Raw genomic sequence first — 15,939 nt, forward strand, 5'->3', positions numbered from 1 at the left:
ATCCTTTGTTTTCTTTATATTATACTGCTTTCGTTTTTGTGCCTTTTTCGTTTTCAGACTCGTCTAATGGTACGCGTTTTTCCATTTTTAACAGATAGAAAATGGCTGTCATAATGGCAAGGAATCCAATTCCCGCGATTAACGGGATGCGCGTGCTTGGATTGATCGCCATACCGACAAGGACGACCAGTAAAAATACAATGGTAGCGTAGTTGCTGTACGGTGTAAGAGGCATTTTAAATGGATGTTTTTCCATTGCACTAGCGTTTACTTTTCTAAATTTGATTTCACTGATGAGCAGTACAAACCATGGAATCATTCCTGGAAGTACACTCGCACTGTAAACATACACAAAGATGGATGGCGGTGCAACATAGCTTAACACAACACCAATAGCCAAACCTATTAAAACCGTTATGGTTGAATAAACAGGAACTTTATTTTCCGATAATTTGGCAAAAACCTTTGGTGCCTGTCCATTTTTCGCCAATGCGTAAAGCATTCGTGTGGCGCTGAAGATGCCGCTGTTACAGCCGCTCATTGCTGCCGTAATGACGACAAAGTTGATAATACCAGCTGCAGCCGTTATTCCAATTTTAGCAAAAACCGATACGAATGGGCTGCCAACTTGATTGAGCTGGTTCCAAGGATAAACGGTTACAATTACAAAGATCGCACCAATATAGAAAATTAAAATACGCCAAACGGTGGTTTTCACAGCATGTGTAATTGTTTTTTGCGGATTTTCTGCCTCTCCAGCCGTCATCCCTATTAGTTCCACCCCTTGATAAGCACCGATAACGATGGAAAGAGCAAAGAAGAAACCTTTAAATCCCCCAGTGAAAAAGCCGCCGTTTTTCCAGATGTTTGAAAATCCAATTGCATGGCCGCCATTTCCGAACCCAAAGAGAATAATGCCAATACCAGCAATAATCATGAAGACAATCGTTAACACTTTAATTAATGAGAACCAGAATTCAAATTCACCAAAGTTTTTAACCGAAATCATGTTGGCAACGCCCAGAATCACCATCGCGACCACCCCAGGGACCCATGTTGGCAGATGTGGGAACCAATAATGCATATATGCACCAACCGCGATGATTTCCGACATGCCGACAGTGATCCATTGGAACCAATAGCTCCAAGCTGTCAAATAGCCAGCCAAAGGATGGATATATTTATTGCCGAGGTCAGCAAATGAACCGGTGGTTGGTTCCAAATAAAGCATTTCCCCCATCGAACGCATGATGAAAAATAAGAAGAGGCCGGCAACTGCATAGGCAATCATAACCGATGGACCCGTCCATTTAATTGTACTGGTCGAACCCATAAATAAACCAACCCCGATCGTACCACCCAAAGCAATCATTTGAATATGACGCGACTTAAGCCCACGCTTTAATTCCTGGTTTTTTGACATAAACTTCCCTCTTTCCCCTTGTATTTTTTAAACCCTTTCTTCTTGATGTTATTCTTTCCTTTAGACCAATATAGGTTCCCCAAATGGAATGTCCAATTTTTTGGCTAAGTTTTCGAGCATTGATTTTGTCATACGGTCTAAATCGTACCGCGGATTAAAATCCCATTCCTCTTTGGCAGCGGTCGCATCAATGGAGTTTGGCCAAGAGTCGGCAATCTGCTGCCGGACTGGATCCACTTGATAATCCATCGTAAATTCCGGTATAAATTTCCTGATGGAAGCAGCAATTTCTTCAGGTTCAAAGCTCATCGCTGTAATATTAAAGGCATTTCGATGTTTTAATCTCGATGAATCCGCTTCCATTAGTTTGATAATCGAATCAATCGCATCTGGAATATACATCATATCCATGTAAGTACCTTGCGCAATATAGGACGTATATTTTTTTTTCTTTAATGCTTCATAGTAGATATCAACCGCATAGTCTGTCGTTCCTCCGCCCGGCAGTGTTTTGTAGGAAATCAATCCAGGGAAGCGGACGCCTCGGGTATCGACGCCAAATTTTGCAAAATAATAGTCACATAGCAATTCGGCGCTGACTTTGGTGACACCGTACATCGTGTTTGGCCGTTGGATTGTATCCTGGGGCGTATTGTCTTTTGGCGTAGATAGACCAAAAGCGCCAATCGAGCTTGGTGTAAAGAACTGTGCATTGGAATTCCGCGCCACCTCGAGTGCATTTACCAATCCGCCCATATTTAAATTCCAGGCTAGCAGCGGTTTTTTCTCGGCTGTGGCCGATAGCAGCGCTGCCAAATGGATAATCGTATCAATGTGATAGTCATTGACCAACTTCTGCAGTTTCTCTCCATCCAGCACATCCAATGTATCAAATAAACCATTTTCCACCACTGGGTTGCCATCAACATGGCGGATATCAGTGGCAAGGACATTTTTCTCTCCGTAAAGTTCCCTAAGTCTCAACGTTAACTCTGAACCGATTTGACCTAAGCTTCCAGTCACAAGAATTTTTTTCACCGAAAACAACCTCCTGAGTATTTCCCTTATATAATGAACACATGCTATCAAGTTGTAACAGAGAGGGACCTATTCCGGAAACGGGGCCCTCCCTGTTTATCTTCTAAACTTAGATGACGCCCAGCTCTTTTCCAACTTTTCCATATACAGCAAGCACTTGGTCCAGCATTTCTTTTGTATGGGCTGCAGTCGGCATATTGCGCACCCTGCCTGTTCCCTTCGGCACTGTCGGGAAGGTGATGGCTTTGGCGTAAACTCCCTCTTCCATTAGACGGCGGGAAAATTGCTGCGTTAATGTTTCTTCTCCGATAATACATGGAGTAATCGGTGTTTCTGAGTGGCCAATATCAAAACCTAAGTTTTTCAAGCCTTCTTTTAAATAGCGGCCATTTTCCCATAGCTGATCGACTCTCTCCGTTGATTCCGTCATGATGTTAATGGCTTCAATGCAGGCAGCAGCAGCTCCTGGTGTAAGCGATGTTGAAAATAAAAATGGACGGGCGCGCACCTTTAACCAATCAATCAATTGCTGGGTACCGGCCACATAGCCGCCCACGACACCAATGGCCTTGGAAAGCGTTCCAATTTGAAAATCAATTTGATCGGAAAGGCCAAAATGTTTAACCGTGCCGGCCCCATTGCCCATAACGCCTGATCCGTGTGCGTCATCAACATATGTAAGCAAGCCATATTCTTCGGCGATTTCCACGATTTCCGGAAGCTTTCCCACATCCCCATCCATTGAAAAAACACCATCGGTAATATACATAATTTTTTCATAAGCGCCGCTTTCGACTGCTTCTTTTGCAACCCGCCTTAAATCATCCATGTCCTGATGCTTGACCCGAAGGATTTTTGCTCCGGACAAACGGCAGCCATCAATAATTGAGGCGTGATTCAATTCATCAGAAATAATCGCGTCCTTCTTCGTCATGACTGCCGAGATTGCGCCCATATTGCAATTAAATCCTGACTGGAACGCAATCGCCGCTTCCGTATGCTTAAATTCAGCAATCCTTTTTTCCAATTCATTATGAATGGTCATCGTTCCGTTGATTGTCCGAACGGCACCAGCACCCACACCATACTGTTTTGTGGCTTCGTTCGCCTTTTGGATTAATCTTTCATTGTTTGCTAATCCAAGGTAATTGTTGGACGACATATTGATGACTTCTTTGCCATTGATTGTCACAATTGGGCCATTAGGTCCCTCTACTGTATCAATGACGTTATATAGCCCTTTCTCTTGCAACTCTTGCAGCTGGGGAGTTAATATCTCTTCTAAAACTTTTCTTGACATCGTATAAACCTCCATCGATTAACTTTTCAGTGAAAATTTCTTTCTATTCTCAATTAAGAGGAGTTAAATTGAAACCGTTTTCATATCCCTAGTTTATATCGTTTTTTGTCGATTAACATTCCCATCTTTGTTGTATGTATCACCCATATTTGCCCTTCTTCACAATTCCGTCACATTCAACCACAAAAAAAGACCATTAAGTTTTAACTTAATGGCTTAATTTCAAAGAGATGAAAAGCGTTAAAGGTCAGGGTGGATTGTAAATAAAGCTCTGCTTCCACTTTTTCCTCATAAATTTGCAGATCAGGCCGGGTTCCTTGCTTGATAAAAGAAATGACCTCCTGGTCGTAAATATCCTGATGCTGCAAATTTATCCAGTTAATATAAAATTCGCCGTTATTTTGATCAAGAATGTGCTTGCGAATTTGGTAACGTCCAGGCGGCAGTCCCGAAATCACGACTTTCTTTTCCTTTGTGATGGATTGCAAAAAGAAGCTCTCGACCGAATAAGAAGGATTGATATAGGAGGGGTTATAAACGGCCAATTGAAAGCCGCTTTCCCCCATTGCCATGACAAAATCCTCACCTTCAGCTAAGATCCTCAAGTCCATTTTTTTCATTAGCTGGAAATTAAAATAAGCAGGGCGTTTAATTTGATAATAATAAAGGAGGGCAATTCCATTCATGGCAATATGGTCTTGATCCAGATTATTTTTTTCCAGCGAGTGGGTATCAATCCAAAACCCCAAACCGGTAAGTTCCTTCATCGCATCCAGCATTTCTTTAAAAATAAGGGCTGAACGGAAAAAGGTGCCGCTTAAATCCATCGTATTTCCATATAGCGTATTCCAATCCGTAAGAAAGATCGGAATCTCCTCCAAACCCGAAGAAGATAAGCATTCCTTTAATCTGCTGCAAGCTTTCTTCACATAATTTTTTACTCCTTCAAAAGTAAGATTATCCATATCGGTAAAATCCACTTCTTCATTCGGATTGCAGGTGAAGCAGACCAGGTCACAACGATTGGAAATCTGGTTTAAAAAATCATCAGCATGATCGGGTATCGCCTTTCCTAAAGAAAACGGCACATGAAGACCCACTTTTGCGGCAGAAGCCCACTTTTTAACAGTTTGATAAAAATCTTGATAAAAGCTCTTTGCTGTTTCACCCCATTCCGAGAAAACCAATTCAAACTGCCATTTGCCTACAAAGGCACTGCCAAAATAACTAAGACTGTGCTGTAAGAATTCATCAAGCTTTTTAAGATATTCAGAGCTGCTTTCCACTTCCTTCTCAACTTCTACGCGAATGAAAGGAACCAACCCTAATTGCTGAAAGCGGGTGAACAAGGCATCCATCTGATAAAATTGCCCACCGATTTGATAGAGGGGCGTTGTCATCGTAAAGCTGTCCGAAAAAAGTTTCGTAAAATAGATATAGTCAAATCCAAGTTCCTCTTGAATTAACTTTAAGTCTGCCTGCACCTCTTCATGCAGAGCATATTCCAGCTGCCCAATCACCAGTACCTTTAAGGCCTTTTCTTTGATAAGAATGGGCTCCTGCGGCAAGTCCACATATACGGCTGAAGCAGCCGGTTCCATCAGCGTAGTGCTCTTCTCATTTCCTGAAATATATTTGCTGATTTCCATTAAAAAATTAGGCGATTGCAATAAAGTATATTGTTCCGTTTCATGTTTCATTTCCTCGACATCCATCGGTTCCACTTTATGAAGGCCGCGATATTCAGTAGGCGTTTGCTGGTACATTTCTTTAAAAGCCTTATTAAATGCCTTCACATTGGGAAAACCATTATTCAGCGAGATCTGAAGAATGTTATGGTCGGTATACAGGAGCTCATGAACCGCTGATTTCAAACGGACATTTTTGACATATTGGGAGAAACTAACTCCAACTTCCTGCTTGAAATAACGCGATAAATAATAAAGAGACAAATACTGCTGCTTGGCGATTTCCTCCAATGATATCGGTTTGCGATAGTTTCTTTCAATAAAAGCCAGGAGCTCTCTAATTCTTTCATCCTTCATTTCGGTGAATTGATGACTCCCGAGGTGTGTTGTTTTAAAATTTCGAATCAACAGTGTAACTAACTGAAAAATCAGTGCGTTAATCTCGATCTCACTTCCATCCTGCTTTTGATAATAGACAATCAAAATTTTCGCCATTAATTGGCGAATTTGATCAAAAAGCAGATACAGCCCGTTACCCTCTTTGGATGAATTGCAGTTAAAATAGCACTCATGAATATTCGGATAATGCGGCTCGATTAGATCCAAGGGGATTTTTAACGATAAGACCACATTCTCCTTATTCCCCTTAATAGAGCGTATATCATTGGCGTTAATAAGCAGTAGATCATTTTCAGCTAATTGAAAGGATTGTTGATTGACCGTAACCTCAATTTCTCCCCTTATTACAAGAAGAATCTCAATTCCTAAATGGATATGGTGTGAGGAATATTCAATGTTTTGTAAACTTATTTGATAGGAATTATCTTTTATTGACCGGTTCATGAACATTCACCTCAGGACTGGATTAAAAATGTGCGATGCACTAGCAAAGAACCTGGAATTAAAGTTGATTCCATGACTTTTAAATACACGCCTAGAGTGTATTAACTAGGAACTGAACTTAATGCAGGTGACTTGGGATAAACCAAATTTGAACTATTGAAATATAAGCATAATGATGGAAAAGCATTCTAAATAGTAAATCAAAGGAGAGAAAACTGCAACTTTTTGTAAGTAGTTTAATGCATTGTTTGCCTTCCTCACTCTATCACATATGGGATTTTAGCGCGGGTGAATTACTATCAAATGAAAAAAGGCATGGGTAATACAGGGGACCTTTATCTCTTTATTATTTATCAGTATCATTTCACTTTTACTATGGGCGATTCCAATTGGAATTTAATTTTTCAAAAGAAGTAAGGATGTTTATGAAGTGAGAGGATGTTTTACAGAAGAGATTGTGAATGCGAATAGGAAGCAAAAGGATGCACTTGCGGGGCCAAATGGGTATTCACGATCGACGTTGGTCCAAATGCAGTGACTAGTAAAAGACCTGAAGGCCTCTCAGGAAAAGGCTGAAAAATGATTAGGCGATGTTTATGTAGATAAAAACTTTGTGTTTGCCAAAACAGAGAGACATACGGGTTATCCTATCTTGTTCCAAACGGTTGAAAACAGAATGGAGCGAACTGAAATTAGCGGGATTAATTGAACCCTCCCCCCTCACTCCCTGCATCACACGCCCACATTGCTGGTAGAAGCTGAGGTTGTGTTAGAAGATGGAAAGCTGGGGCACTCTGATGACGACACCACACGGATCATCTATCGTCATGTGACAAAAGAAATGAAGAAAAAGGCTTCTCACAAGTTTGGTAAACTCATGAGAAGCCTTCTTATGTTAGCAAAATGTTAGCATTTCACTCTCACCTTACTAAAAAAACTAGTTATATCAAGGGTTGAAAGGCGTTATTACATCATGCCGCCCATTCATCAAGTAATGAAATAGAAGAAAATAGATTGATAGAATCATTGATTTAATGGGATTTTCAGATTGCATTTAAAATGTTCTAAAATAGAATAGAAAATGACTATGAGCAAAATTATGAGCAATTTTATGAGCAGTGGGTAAGGGCCTTTTCCTTACCCTGCTCCAAACAAACTATTTTTAAACCGTATTTTTTACGTTCCTTCATATATATTAAATATGAAGAGCAACACAATAAATTTGTTGTTGCTCCTTTTAAATATTAGCCCCCGTTCGTAATATAAAGTTAGCCAGATTTTAAAGTGTACCCGTTGTAAAGGACATTTTTAAAAAGGTTATGCCACATTAAGGAGATGATTTCTGTATTCAACAGGGGTCATCTTCTTTAAATTCCATTGGTATCTAAAATTGTTATAGTAATTTATATAGCTTCTATTTTCCTGTTTAAGTTCGTTTAAGGTAACACACGATTTTATATTTGCTTCATCTTTAAAGTGACCGAAAAATGACTCTTGTGGAGCGTTATCCCAACAGTTTCCTCGTCTGGACATTGATTGGCCTAACTTTAATTCTTTTACATGCTTCTGAAAAGTAGGGCTAGTATAGTGTACTCCTTGATCCGAGTGAATAAAGGCTCCTTCTGCAAGCTTTACCCGTCTATTTTTCGTTAGCTTTACTAAAGTATCAGTAACTAAATCTAATGTTAGGCGATCTGAAACATTATAGGCTAATATCTCATTTGTTGAACTATCCTTAATGGCAGACAAATAAGCCTTTTCTCCCTTTCCGTAATATAAATATTGAATCGGCTACACTTAACTGGACAAAAAAATTAAGGTCAAGTAGACTAACCGCCAAATCAGGGCATACTGCTTACTAGCATAAGAGATCCTTACTAGCAACTTTACTAGGAGATGTGGGTATGCTAGCCTGTTCGGCAAGCCAGATGTCATTGCCATCTGGTTTCCTGGCTGGGAAAGCATGCCCGCAGAGGCTCCTTGTCAAGTTGCGGTGGTTACCCGCAAAATTTGGAAGTCTACTTTATCCTATTCAGTTATGGAGGAAAGCCAATATGAAGAAGGCTCGAAGGACATATACACCTGAATTTAAAGCCCAAATGGTCAAGCTATATGAAAATGGCAAGCCCAGAAAAGATATAATTAGCGAATACGATTTAACCCCTTCTGCATTAGATAAATGGGTGAAACAAAGTCAAACCTCCGGTTCTTTTAAAGAGAAAGACAATAGAACTCCGGAAGAAGCAGAGTTGATTAAACTTCGTAAAGAAAACCAACGTTTATTGATGGAGAATGATATTTTAAAGCAAGCAGCGCTGATAATAGGACGAAAGTAAATGTGATCAGAAATAATCGACATAAATACTCGATATCAGCAATGTGCGACGTCCTACAAGTCTCAAGAAGTACTTATTATTATGAGGCAAAAGAGCAATCAAAATCCGTGGATGAACTTACAGCTGCCATCACAGATATTTTTCACAAAAGCCGCCAGAACTATGGCACAAGTAAAATTAAACATGAATTAAAAAAGCTTGGCATTGTCTCTTCGAGACGGCGTATTGGCAGAATCATGAAAGAGAATGGGCTAGTATCGAAATATACAGTTGCCCAGTTTAAGCCTCATGTGGATAAATGTAATGAATCGAAAGTTAAAAATGTGTTGAATAGAGAATTTGATCAACAAAAGGAATTAACTGTTGTAGTAAGTGATTTAACATACGTAAGAGTCGAAAATCGTTGGCATTACATATGTTTATTTGTCGATCTTTATAATCGAGAAATTGTAGGCCATAGTGCCTGTCCTAATTAAGATGCTGGACTAGTCTATCAAGCCTTATCGACAATTAAAGCCGATTTAAGGCAAATTCAACTATTTCACACAGATAGAGGAAACGAATTTAAAAACAAGACCATTGATGAAGCTCTTGAAACTTTCAACATTAAACGTTCATTAAGTATGAAAGGTTGCCCGTATGATAATGCGGTAGCTGAAGCCACCTTTAAAATTATCAAGACAGAGTTTGTAAAAGGTATATATTTTGAAAATTTAGAACAGTTAAAATTGGAATTAGATGATTATGTTCATTGGTTTAATCACATCCGAATCCACGGGACACTTGGATATTTAAGCCCTATGGAATATAAAAAAGAACAACTTAAAAAAATTGTCTAGTTTAGTGTTGACATACCAAAGCGTTTTTAGATAAGGGTAAACCATATCGTAAGAGTTTTAGTATTACTCATGATCTTAAAGGATTAGGATGTTTATTAGAGTTCCTTCAAGATGTTGAAAAGGCTGCTGGTGGTTATGTTTATATTATCGTCAATCCTCTTATTTCTCATAGAGCCAAGAGCTCCAGCCTTCGAAAGGTAAAAACTGATGCAAATTGATGCTTATCACCTTTGTGAACTGTTTTATAAAGAGGAACTAGAGCCTTACAAAAAGCGTGGTGTTCAACTTTTAAACCTTCGTAATCTGACAAGACAACAAGAGAGTATTGCGGAAATATCAGCTAAAACAAAGATACAGCTTCATTCTTTAATTGATCAGGTTTTTCCTGAGTATCGAGGGGTATTTGGAAGCCTATATTCGAAAGTATCATTGCTTACTTTACTAGAGTTCCCTACTTCTAAGCTGTATTAGGTGTGAGTGAAGAAGAGTTAACGGGTAAAATAGCTTCATTATGTATGAGTCGTTCGGAGTCATGGGCAAAGGAAAAGGCACAGAAGTTAAGAGAAGCAGCCCTTCGTGATCCTTTCAAAACAATCTCTACGATAGTCATATTTTTAACCTTGAAATCTTGGTTAAGATTGTTCTTCAACACCAAGAGCATCTATCCCATATTGCGGATGAAATAGATGCCCTCGCTAGTGAAATTGAAGAATATGAGATCCTTCAATCTATCCCTGGAGCCGGAGAAAAAATCGCTGCAACAATTATTTCTGAAATCGGAGAGATAGATCGGTTTAATGATGCCAAGAAGTTAGTTGCATTCGCTGGAATAGATCCTAGTGTGTACTCTTCAGGAAAGTTTACTGCATCGGTAAACCGTATAACCAAACGTGGCTCGTTTAGGCTTCGCCACGCCTTGTAAATGGCTGTTCAAAGTGGTATTCGAGATTCCCGTAAAAAGAAAACGACTGATGAGATCATTCCACGCAATAGAAGGCTACGAGAGTTTTACGATAAGAAACGAGAAGAAGGAAAACCCTTTAGAGTAGCGATTATTGCATGTGTAAACAAACTCTTACATTGGATTTACGCCTTACTAAAAAGCAGAACTTCCTTCCAAGATATAGCTTAGAAACTATATCTAACTAAATACAACAAAACCTTCCAATCACAATACAACGGAAGGTTATTTGGCATGAAAATTTTTAGTATATCATGAGATTATTAAACTTTTTATTGAAAAATGTTGACAAACTATTAGCTGGTTTAGCCATCCATGCAGCACAAAATCAGTGCTGCACCACAGAGATTGAAAATGGTTAAGAAGTGTCAATACTGTTACTGACCTTAATCCAGTCAACCCTAATCCATAGACTTATTAATTATCCGCTCTCCTCTTTTTTTAACGATTGAGCAGGGTCTTTTTAAGTTTTGTCATTTTTCTTATCTTGAAGAAACTTATTTTCATGGTAGAACATCATTGGCCCGTGTTACTTAATCGTTCCCATCCCGCCAATGGTTACACGTACCTTGACGTTTACATCAGCCTTCGAAAAGGCTTTCCCCCAATGATTTTGGACTTTTTTCCACTCTGGATACGTATAGGCTCTTGCATAAATCCCAAATCCAAACGGGTCAATGGTGGCGGTTTGCGTTTTCTTTATTAAGCGCTCGAAATATGCTTGCAGTTTCGTTTCTATACTCTTTTGCAGTTTCGCTGAGTCCTTCCTTACATTGAATGGAAAAAGCTGTTCTGTAATGAAAATTCTCATTTTTACGTCTGTGTCAAAAATAAAATGATCGTCATACCTAACCTTTGTTTTTACCTTGATGTTCGGCGTACTAAAGCTGATCCAATGTTTATCCTGTTCATTCGATTCCAAAGGGACTGTAATGGTAAATGGGAAATCACCTTTTGTTTTATTCTGCAGGATGCGTAATAATTTGTTTTCATTCGGTGTGATGCTTAACTTATATCTGCTCTGTTCATCCAGCAGAGCCGTGCCGGTCAACATGATTTTGTGGTCTTTTTTCATTTCGGTGATGCTTGCTGTCATCCCTTTTTCCGTCGTTTGCTCATGAAATTCTTGAATGGTGGTTTTTACAGTGACATTTCTTCTGTATGCCGTATCCACTAAATTTGCCAAATACAAAGGTAGACGCGGCTTGTCTTTTGGCCTAAAAAAAATGACGTCAGAAACAGGCCCATCTACGGCGACAACTCTTGTGGTTACCGTATTTTTGGGGTCCCGGTAAAAGGGATCGATATAATCAATCCAATTTTTTCGTTTTAGCAGCTTTTTCCCAATTAAGATTAATTGCGTTTTGCTTCCCGAAGTTAAAGCCATTACCGTCATGTCAAACAGTTCCCTAGAATCGCGAATCGTAACAGCTTTCACTTCGACTTTCTCCTCTTTTACCTTTGCTTCTTTATTAAACACCGGACTTGACATGTACACCACTAAATGGTCATCCTCATCCAAGTCTAAACCTAGTATAAGTGACAGAGTGACATCTTCAACATTTATTTGGTCCACGCATCCGGTCATCATCATAGCCAAGAGCGATAGGCAAAGTAGTGTCTTCCTTTTCATTGGCTTACCCTCCGACGGAACTTTTCATATATCCAGCTATAGACCCATAAAAAGGGAGGAGCTACGAATGCCAATTGCAGTCCTCCTTTGGCAACCATTTGCTGCCACTTTTCCGATTCAATCCAAGTAGGATCAAGCCAAAAGACCAATCCAATAATGATCAATAATAAAATAATGACGTGCCGGCTGTGATCCTGTTTTCCCAGCAATTGACTAGAACAAAAGGCAGTTATGAATACACAAGGTATCCAGGCTGTGGAAACAACAATCAGATAAACAGCCAATAAAACCATGTCAAAACGCTCCAAAAAACGAAATTCAATTAGTTTAAGCAAATTCAGGACGGGTTGATTAAATTCGATAATCCCATCGGGGCTAAAATAGGCAAAGCAGGCAATTGTCACAAATACATAAAACAACATCGTTAAGGTGTTCGCAATCGTGATTCCGAGAACCGCATGCTGCTTTTTTTGCAAAAAGGGGTACAGGAAGAACGCGACTTCAAATCCCAAAAAGGAAAAAACAGTAGTCGGCACAGCGGATAATACTGGTCTCCACCCTTCTTTAAGGACCGGAAGAAAGTGCAGCCAATTTCCGTCCCTTAGCGGTATCAGGAAAAACAAAGGAATCCACATGACCATGTAAAAAGACAGCTCGGAGTATCTTGCTAAAACGCGAACCCCGTTACGGGCTACAAAAAAAGTAGGAATCGAAAATAACAGTAAAATGATATAATTAGGGGTTTTAGGCAGGAACCATGCCTTGATATATAGACTGCCGTTCACAAGAATGTCCCATGCGTAAAAAGCAAAGTACACCATGTAAACGATGACGACTGCTTTTCCCACAATTTTTCCGAATAAACGGATAAGAATTTCGGTAAGGGTTTCATCAGGATATTTTTGGCACGTTTTAACCAAAAAAATACTGGCAGCGACAGAGAAAAACCAGCCAATCAGGATAGCGATCCACCCGTCGGTACCTGCTTTTTCCGCAAGTATGCGCGGGAGAGATAGGACGCCTGTCCCGACCTGTGTTCCATTTATCAAAAAGATATACTGCATGAGAGTGATTTCATTATAGGCATATTTTTTCATCGTTTCACCTTTTAGTGCGATTTCGCCCTTGTCGAATAGTTGGAATAGCTCCTGTGCCTTTAGGGCGACTTTTCATTACCCATAAAGGAAAGCGCAGAAACGCATCCTTCATATCGGCGAATCGGAAAGGAGCTAGAGGAGTTCCATAGGGTGTTCCTAATGATTCAAGACTAGTCAGGTGACCAACTATGGTCATCCATCCGATCACAATCCCTACAATTCCAAACATGGCAGCGGATAACATCATAGGAAATCTTAACAGTCTAATGGACGAACTCATATCATAATTAGGGATGTTATAGGAAGCGATGGCTGTAACGGCAACGACTATAATCATAATGTTGCTGACAATTCCCACCTGAACAGCCGCCTGACCAATAATAATGCCGCCCACAATGCCAATGGTCTGACCGATTGGAGTCGGCAGCCTTAAGGCAGCTTCCCTCATCAATTCCAGGGTCATTTCCATAATCACAGCTTCCATCACGGGTGGGAGAGGAACTTGTATCCTTGATTCCGCAATCGTAAGCAAAAGTTCCATAGGGATAACCTCAAAATTATAGGAAATAAATGCAACGTAAGTGGCGGGCAAAAATAAGGCAATCATAAAGGCAAAAAAACGCATTACCCGGATAAAGGAAGAAACTAACCAACGGGAACCGTAATCATCCACAGCCTGAAAATAGGACATAAAGTTTGTCGGAGCAATCAATACGCTCGGAGAACGATCCATAATAATCACAAATCTCCCCTGAATAATTTGGGATGCAGCTGTATCAGGTCTTTCAGTCAACATAATTTGCGGAAAGGGAGAATAAGGATTGTCTTCAATGAACTCGATAAGTTCGCCGGTATTAATGATAGCATCCACTGTAATATTTTGAATCCGTGTTTCCAGTTCTCTTAGCACGTCTTCAGAAGCCACATCTCTCAAATATAAAAGGGAAACCTTTGTTTTCCCTCGAATACCGACGGTCATCTCTTTCAATATTAATTCCTGGTGGGGAATATACCTGCGAATTAATGCGATATTTTGACTCCCTGTTTCCACAAATCCTTGATGAGCACCTTTTAAAGAAATTTCATTTTGAGGATCATTAAGTTGTCTTTGCGGCCATCCTTTTGTATCTAACCGATAACCGGTGTTTAGCCTGTTTAACAATAAAACGCTATCTCCTCCCAGAATCGCATTTTCTATCTGGCCCCACGTATAGACGATTTCGACATCGCCTATTGTAATTGGCAGATCCTTATTAGAATCGAAGGAGCTATTCATCAATGGCTTCAGAACATGATTATGGATAGTATCTTTATTCGTCAATCCACTCAAGTACACCAAAGCGGCCTCCGATTTACTCGCAGAGATTGAAAAGCGACGAATCACTAAATCCGGTGCTTGAGAAAATAGCAGTTGGAGATTCTCTGTATTTTTGGATAAATCAAAGTTCAGGACATCATCTTCCATATTTTTTTTCTGAAGATTAGAATTATTGCTTGTTTGATGGAACCAAGAAGAGCGCTTTCCTCTTAAAAACTTCAGAAAATAAGACATCAATTCCGTCCCTTTCTGCATTTGTTTTAAAATATGTATATAGTATGCATTGTCTAAGGAAAAATATTCTAATTCTTCCTCTGATTCATCATTCAAGAACAACAGTGAGCAGTTGACAAGTTTACTATTTTAGAACCGCAAACAGAACAGCTATTGGTTTTATTCTAACCATCAATTAGAAGCATGGTTTGTCTGATAAGAGAGAAAAGAAAAGGCTTATATGACTATTTAACTATCGCTTCAAAACTATATATTGGATTAAATTTTCTTCCTTAATATCGGCATAAAAATACCCCTACAATGGTAGACAGTATCGGCTTTTTTTTACCGTGTCTACACTAGAGGGATCTATCACGGAGACAGCTCCAAACTGTAACTCATGCACCCATTCGTAATATAAGGTTAGCCAGATCTTCTTCAGAAATAAAAAAACTCTCTTTCCCCGTAAAAAAATATAGTTCCCTTCCTATAACGCATATGTAACTCTTAAGATTTTTTAACACATAGGCAGTAAGCTACCATTTACTTCAATATGAAAAGTTACCGTTAATTGGCAATTTTCACCCTTATCTCCAAAGTAAATGGAATTAATTTCATTTTGAATCCATGTGAGCAAAAATTGATACCCGAATTTTAACAACACAAAAAACCACTCCCTAATTTTTATAGGAAGTGGTTATTGCTATTGATATAAATTATTTACATGACTACTTCTCAAAATGGGCGAAAAATAGCATTAACTATTTCTCAGATGAAGGCTCAAAAGCCTTACATCATGCCGCCCATTCATTTTCATATATAATTGAAAGAAATAGTGTAAAAAAAAAGGCTCTAAATTAACATTTATAAAAAATTCGACTTAAAGATTTTAAATGCAATATAAAACATCGGAGGACAAACAGGAGGACAAAAGAGGACTATAGAGGACACATTTAGATGTAAGAATGTATTCAGCCCTTCTCCATTGAGTGGGGCTTTTTCCTCTTCACAATCCTTCTTCAACAAACGCACTCGTAGCATAAGTGTATTTCTTCACATAGTTTTTTAAAACTGAAAAATCAGCTATTTTCCAATTAAGTAATAACGCCAATTATTGCCCCGCATAAATCTAATCTTCCTGGAGGATATACAAATTCATATTCAGAGATAAACTATTCACACTCTTGTATTTGTTAAATTGCAGTCAACAAGCTATCCAAAATTTATTTTATAAACTTATTATTCTCTAA

7 protein-coding genes and 3 pseudogenes are annotated in these 15,939 nt (G+C 39.1%); 2 read left to right on the forward strand and 8 right to left on the reverse strand.

Going from position 1 to position 15,939, the window contains the following annotated elements; genetic code table 11:
* Positions 1–19: 19 nt before the first annotated feature.
* The 5 genes and pseudogenes from AAHB15_RS25645 to AAHB15_RS25665 all read right to left on the reverse strand — a co-directional run.
* On the reverse strand, positions 20–1,423 hold the full coding sequence (locus AAHB15_RS25645) for an amino acid permease (protein ID WP_342043616.1): 1,404 nt from the start codon (positions 1,421–1,423) through the stop codon (positions 20–22).
* Positions 1,424–1,483: 60 nt separating this feature from the next.
* The gene (locus AAHB15_RS25650; protein ID WP_342043617.1) at positions 1,484–2,461 is read right to left on the reverse strand and encodes an L-threonine 3-dehydrogenase; all 978 of its coding nucleotides are present in this window, start codon (positions 2,459–2,461) and stop codon (positions 1,484–1,486) included.
* 109 nt (positions 2,462–2,570) lie between these two features.
* Positions 2,571–3,761 carry a glycine C-acetyltransferase gene (locus tag AAHB15_RS25655; protein ID WP_335574599.1) on the reverse strand — a complete coding sequence of 397 codons (1,191 nt, stop codon included), beginning with the start codon at positions 3,759–3,761 and terminating at the stop codon, positions 2,571–2,573.
* A gap of 203 nt (positions 3,762–3,964) precedes the next feature.
* Positions 3,965–6,292 (reverse strand): helix-turn-helix domain-containing protein, encoded by a 2,328-nt coding sequence (locus tag AAHB15_RS25660; protein WP_342043618.1) that lies wholly within the window; start codon positions 6,290–6,292, stop codon positions 3,965–3,967.
* A gap of 1,317 nt (positions 6,293–7,609) precedes the next feature.
* Positions 7,610–8,080 (reverse strand): annotated as a pseudogene (locus AAHB15_RS25665) (IS3 family transposase); the annotation flags it as partial.
* Between the two features lie 266 nt (positions 8,081–8,346).
* On the opposite strand from AAHB15_RS25665, the pseudogene AAHB15_RS25670 reads away from it, so the two are divergent.
* Positions 8,347–9,467: pseudogene (locus AAHB15_RS25670) on the forward strand (IS3 family transposase).
* Between the two features lie 17 nt (positions 9,468–9,484).
* A pseudogene (locus AAHB15_RS25675) lies at positions 9,485–10,599 on the forward strand (IS110 family transposase); the annotation flags it as partial.
* A gap of 358 nt (positions 10,600–10,957) precedes the next feature.
* Here the strand turns inward: AAHB15_RS25675 and AAHB15_RS25680 are convergent.
* Genes AAHB15_RS25680 through AAHB15_RS25690 form a run of 3 tightly spaced genes read right to left on the reverse strand, consistent with a single transcriptional unit; the run spans position 10,958 to position 14,710 of the window.
* Positions 10,958–12,061, reverse strand: coding sequence for a Ger(x)C family spore germination protein (locus tag AAHB15_RS25680; RefSeq protein ID WP_335574596.1), 1,104 nt, complete (start codon positions 12,059–12,061; stop codon positions 10,958–10,960).
* Positions 12,058–13,158 (reverse strand): GerAB/ArcD/ProY family transporter, encoded by a 1,101-nt coding sequence (locus AAHB15_RS25685; RefSeq protein WP_335574595.1) that lies wholly within the window; start codon positions 13,156–13,158, stop codon positions 12,058–12,060. The genes AAHB15_RS25680 and AAHB15_RS25685 overlap by 4 nt, the downstream gene beginning before the upstream one ends.
* A 4-nt stretch (positions 13,159–13,162) precedes the next feature.
* Complete coding sequence (locus tag AAHB15_RS25690; RefSeq protein ID WP_335574603.1) at positions 13,163–14,710, reverse strand: spore germination protein; 1,548 nt, start codon at positions 14,708–14,710, stop codon at positions 13,163–13,165.
* Between the last annotated feature and the right edge of the window lie 1,229 nt (positions 14,711–15,939).

The organism is Bacillus sp. OTU2372, from assembly GCF_038440275.1.
Classification (GTDB): Bacteria; Bacillota; Bacilli; order Bacillales; family Cytobacillaceae; genus Neobacillus; species Neobacillus bataviensis_B.